General features: G+C 42.7%; 4 protein-coding genes. All 4 read left to right on the forward strand.

The annotated features are described in order from the left end of the window. On the forward strand, positions 1–1,189 hold a 1,189-nt coding region (miaB, locus tag ACTNES_RS19550; RefSeq protein ID WP_441040453.1), incomplete at its 5' end, for a tRNA (N6-isopentenyl adenosine(37)-C2)-methylthiotransferase MiaB. Between the two features lie 168 nt (positions 1,190–1,357). Further along, positions 1,358–2,680, forward strand: coding sequence for an MATE family efflux transporter (locus ACTNES_RS19555; RefSeq protein WP_441040455.1), 1,323 nt, complete (start codon positions 1,358–1,360; stop codon positions 2,678–2,680). A 339-nt stretch (positions 2,681–3,019) separates the two neighbouring features. Continuing rightward, complete coding sequence (locus tag ACTNES_RS19560) at positions 3,020–3,337, forward strand: metal-sensing transcriptional repressor (RefSeq protein ID WP_291805317.1); 318 nt, start codon at positions 3,020–3,022, stop codon at positions 3,335–3,337. A 179-nt stretch (positions 3,338–3,516) separates the two neighbouring features. Further along, positions 3,517–4,447 (forward strand): heavy metal translocating P-type ATPase (locus tag ACTNES_RS19565; RefSeq protein ID WP_441040454.1); only part of this gene is annotated, 931 nt, incomplete at its 3' end.

Here is a 4,447-nt window from a genome sequence, read left to right on the forward strand (position 1 = left end):
CTATAATACCTGTACAGTCCGTGAGAATGCAAATCTGAAGATTTATGGTCATCTTGGACATTTGAAGAGCATTAAGAGAAAGAAACCGGAGATGAAGATTGTATTATTTGGATGTATGATGCAGGAGCCGGAGGTAATCGAGAAGATCCACAAGGATTATTCTTTTGTAGATCTGGTTTTTGGTACCCATAACTTCCATAAATTCCCGGAACTGTTTTACAGAAGCTTAAATACGGAAGGTCAGATCATCGATGTCTGGAAAGAGTCCGATGAAATCGTAGAAGGAATGCCTGCGGATCGTAAGTATTCCTTCAAGACAGGTGTAAATATCATGTTTGGCTGCAACAATTTCTGCAGTTACTGTATCGTACCATATGTAAGAGGAAGAGAGAAGAGCCGTGAGCCGGAAGCAATCGTGGAGGAAATCAAGGCTCTGGTGGCAGATGGTGTAACAGAGGTTATGCTTCTGGGACAGAATGTAAACTCCTATGGTAAGACACTGGAGCATCCGGTGACTTTTGCACAGCTTCTGAAACAGGTAGAGGCGATTGAAGGATTAAAGAGAATCCGTTTCATGACTTCTCATCCGAAGGATCTTTCTGATGAACTGATCCAGACTATGGCAGAAAGCAAGAAAGTATGCCATCATCTTCATCTGCCGATGCAGTCCGGAAGCAGCCGTATCCTGAAAATCATGAACCGCCGTTATGACAAAGAGAAATACCTGGAGCTTGTAAGCAAGATCCGCAAGGCAGTGCCAGATATTTCCCTGACTACAGATATTATTGTTGGTTTCCCCGGGGAAACAGAGGAAGATTTCCAGGATACTCTGGATGTAGTGGATAAATGTAACTTTGATTCCGCATTTACCTTTATTTATTCCAAGAGAAGCGGAACTCCTGCTGCAAAGATGGAGAATCAGGTGCCGGAAGATGTAGTGAAAGATCGTTTTGATCGTCTTCTTGCATTAGTGCAGGAAAAAGGAAGAAAAGAATCGTCACGTTTCGAGGGAACTGTACAGGAAATCCTTGTAGAAGAGGAGAGCAAGGAAAAAGGAATCTTCACAGGAAGAACAGAGTATAATCTTCTGGTTCACTTCCCGGGATGTAAAGACCTGATCGGTAAGTATGTAAAAGTAAAACTGGATACCTGCAAGGGATTTTATTATTTTGGAAGCCTTGTAGATTAATTATTTCCGGACAGTACCATATGAAAATGGATGTCTGGAACGCTTTGAATAATAAAAAATATACAGGACTTCTGATTGACAAAGGAGATAAGAAGCCCGTATCAATTAACAAATTGATGATATAGAGGGTGGAAGATAAAAGTGAAACAAAATAAATACGAAATAGATATGTGCAATGGAACCATTATGGACAAGCTGATTTCGTTTTCAGTGCCGTTGATGTTGTCTGGAATTCTGCAATTGATGTTCAATGCGGTAGATATTATTGTAGTAGGGCGATTCAGCGGAAGTGTAGCCCTTGCAGCAGTAGGTTCGACTACTGCCCTGATCAATGTATTTACCAATTTATTTATCGGGATTTCTCTTGGTGCAAATGTTCTTGCTGCCCGTTTCTTTGCGGCAGGCAGGGATAAAGAGATGTCAGATACAGTTCATACGGCGATTACGCTTGCACTGATCAGTGGTGTGATCATGGCATTTGTGGGACTGTTCTTCTCCAGAGGGGCGCTGGAACTGATGGGAACACCTGAGGATGTCATTGGACAGTCTGCGTTGTATATGAAGATATATTTCCTGGGAATGCCGTTCTTTATGCTGTATAATTATGGAGCTGCAATCCTGAGAGCTGTGGGAGATACCAAACGTCCGCTGGTCTTTCTGATCGTTTCCGGTATCGTAAATGCAGGACTGAACATGATCCTTGTAATCCTATTTCATCTGGACGTGGCAGGCGTTGCGATTGCGACTGTAATTTCGCAGTTGATTTCCTGTATTCTGGTGTTGCGGTGCCTGTATCTGTCACAGACCAGTTATCAGCTTCGCTTCTCGAAACTGAAAATCAATACTACTTATCTGAAACAGATCTTTCAGGTGGGGGTTCCGGCAGGAATCCAGAGTACAGTGATCAACTTCTCAAATGCGCTGTTGCAGTCCTCGGTCAATTCGTTTGGTTCTATTGCAATGGCAGGATATACGGCAGCCAACAATATTTTTGGATTTCTGTATGTATCTGTAAACTCAGTGACACAGGCGTGTATGAGTTTTACCAGTCAGAATTACGGTGTGAAAAAGTACAAACGTATGGATAAAGTCTTGATCGATTGTGTTATCATTTCTATGGTTACTTCACTGACACTTGGATGTGGCGCATATTTCTTTGGACCGGAGATTCTTAAGATTTATACCAGAGATTCTCAGGTAATTCAGTGCGGAATGGAGATTCTGGCATATACCACGGTACCGTATTTTTTATGCGGTATTATGGACCTGCTTCCGGGAGCATTGCGCGGAATGGGACATTCCGGTGTTCCGATGATTTTGTCAGTTATTGGTACAGTAGGAACCAGGATTGTATGGATTTTTGGGATTTTTCCACATCACAGATCTTTGTCTGTGCTGTTCATTTCCTATCCGGCGTCATGGATATTGACTATTGTGATGCAGGTGATCTGTTTCTATTTTGTCAGAAAAAAAGTACACAAAAATATATAGAGCATAGTTATCAGAGCTTTTGCGAAAAATAGTGTTGTCAAAATATAGTTGACAGACTGTTTTCCTGCAGAAGCTCTTTTTCTTATAGAAAAGCATTTGAGGACGTACGTTTTTTTAGGATAAACTGTAGAGTAGATATTTAGTGTAATGTAGCAAAGCGAATGATTGGATTGATTTTAGATAATAAATGTATTTTGGGGATTGACAAATACCCCATAAGGGTATATAGTGCTTATTGTAAAGATACCCCATGAGGGTATTTTGAAGGAAGAAAATAATTCCTGACAATCCACTGCTGAGAACTTGCAGGTATATATATCTTAATGAGGAGGAATTTATATGGCAGATATACAGGAAAAGAAAGCCTGTCCCTGTTGTGGGAAACATACAGACCGTTCTGAAGAAGAACGCAGGAAACTGATCAACCGTCTCAAACGTGTAGAAGGACAGATCCGTGGAATTATCGGTATGCTGGAGAATGATGCGTACTGTAATGATATCCTGATCCAGTCTGCAGCAGTAAATGCGGCAGTGAATGCATTTAATAAAGAATTACTTGCAAATCATATCCGTACCTGTGTTGCCCGTGATATCCGTGAGGGCAAGGACGAGACGATTGATGAACTGGTGGCTACATTGCAGAAACTTATGAAATAGTATTACAGGTACATTATTTACTGTCTGAGATTCTTGTTATCAACAGAACGGATAACAGTGATCCTGCAATCAGGAGATATCATAATTTGTAAAATAAGAGTGACATTTGTACAGGGAAAATTATGTTAAGTCAATGTAAAAGATAATATTCGCTGTGCTGGTCAGAGGAGGAATGAAAAATGGAACAATACAACGTAACCGGAATGAGCTGTGCGGCCTGCAGCACCAGAGTGGAGAAGGCTGTATCCAAGGTTCCGGGTGTAACATCCTGTTCGGTCAGCCTGTTGACGAACTCCATGGGAGTAGATGGAACTGCAAGTTCCGGTGAAATCATCAAGGCAGTGCAGGATGCAGGATACGGAGCATCTTTAAAAGGGGCTTCCGGGGAACAGTTGTCTGCTTCAGCAGCAGAAGAAGCACTGGAAGATCACGAAACACCGGTTCTAAAGAGAAGACTGATTGCATCGATCGGTTTTCTGCTGGTGCTGATGTATTTCTCAATGGGTCATATGATGTGGGGATGGCCGCTGCCGGCATGGTTTGACAACAACCATGTTGCAATGGGCCTGGTACAGCTTTTACTTGCAGGAATTGTAATGGTCATCAACCAGAAATTCTTTATCAGCGGATTTAAGAGCCTGTGGAATCGTGCGCCAAACATGGATACACTGGTAGCACTTGGCTCTATGGCATCCTTTGTATGGAGTGTCTATGCACTTTTTGCCATGACAAGAGCACAGGTGGACGGTGATTCAGCGGCGGTGATGAACTATATGATGGAGTTCTATTTTGAGTCTGCAGCTATGATCCTGACACTGATCACGGTGGGAAAAATGCTGGAAGCGCGTTCCAAGGGAAAGACCACAGATGCGCTGAAAGGTCTTATGAAACTGGCTCCAAAGACAGCGGTTGTTGTCCGTGACGGTCTGGAAGCCGCAGTACCGATCGAGCAGGTACGAAAGGGAGACATTTTCGTAGTTCGTCCTGGTGAGAATGTTCCGGTAGATGGAGTGATCCTTGAGGGAAATAGTGCAGTCAATGAGTCGGCACTTACAGGCGAGAGTATTCCGGTGGATAAAAACCCGGGAGATGCAGTTTCCGCTGCAACAG

Origin of the sequence: Blautia sp. HCP3S3_D9 (assembly GCF_052063845.1) — a bacterium.
Classification (GTDB): Bacteria; Bacillota; Clostridia; order Lachnospirales; family Lachnospiraceae; genus Blautia_A.